Source organism: Gluconobacter sp. DsW_058, assembly GCF_002153615.1.
GTDB classification, from domain to species: domain Bacteria; phylum Pseudomonadota; class Alphaproteobacteria; order Acetobacterales; family Acetobacteraceae; genus Gluconobacter; species Gluconobacter cerinus.
In genome coordinates this window covers 1-661 of sequence record NZ_JOPH01000051.1, presented here as the reverse complement: position 1 = coordinate 661, position 661 = coordinate 1, and the positions used below count along the sequence as shown (strand labels likewise).

The 661-nt window shown below is 60.1% G+C and carries 1 protein-coding gene and 1 pseudogene; both read right to left on the bottom strand.

Translation table 11 applies throughout. The features are described 5' to 3' along the window. On the bottom strand, positions 1 to 450 hold a 450-nt coding region (locus HK24_RS09810; RefSeq protein ID WP_158092999.1), incomplete at its 3' end, for an ATP-binding protein. Next, a pseudogene (locus HK24_RS09805) lies at positions 440 to 661 on the bottom strand (IS21 family transposase); the annotation flags it as partial. The pseudogene HK24_RS09805 and the gene HK24_RS09810, both read right to left, overlap by 11 nt.

Sequence of the window (661 nt, the reverse complement as noted above, 5' to 3'; positions counted from 1 at the left end):
CTTTTCCTGCTCCAGGGCGTTGACGAGATCGACGGTAGACCAGAACCTGATTTTTCTACGGTGATATTCGATTGCCTGTACGGCCAGGGCAATAGCGACGTGCGTTTTACCCGTCCCGGGTCCACCGATGAGCACGACGTTTTCAGCGCGATCCACGAAGTCTCCTGCATGGAGCTGACGAACTGTGGCTTCATTGATCTCGGCAGCCGAGAAGTCGAAGCCTGCCAGATCCTTGTAGGCCGGAAACTTCGCCGCCCTGATCTGATAGGCAATGGAGCGCACCTCGCGCTCGGCCAGTTCGGCCTTGAGGAGCTGCGCGAGGACAGGAACGGCCGCCTCGAATGCTGGTGCTCCCTGCTGGCCCAGCTCTTCTGTGGCTTGCGCCATGCCGTACAGGCGCAAGCCCCTCAGCATAACGACGAGAGCACCGATAGCAGGATCATGACGCATGGCGGGTCGCTCCACGCAGAGTATCATACCGCCCTGTGTCGGCCCGGGGCTCGCGTTCGAGCTTCAGCGCCTGTGGCGCATCGATCCTTGGACCATCCGTTTTCTTGGCGTCGGTCAGACGGTGCAGTGTGTTGAGGATATGGGTCTTTGTCGCCACGCCATCCCCGATTGCGAGTTCGACAGCACAAAGCACGGCCTGCTCGTCATGATG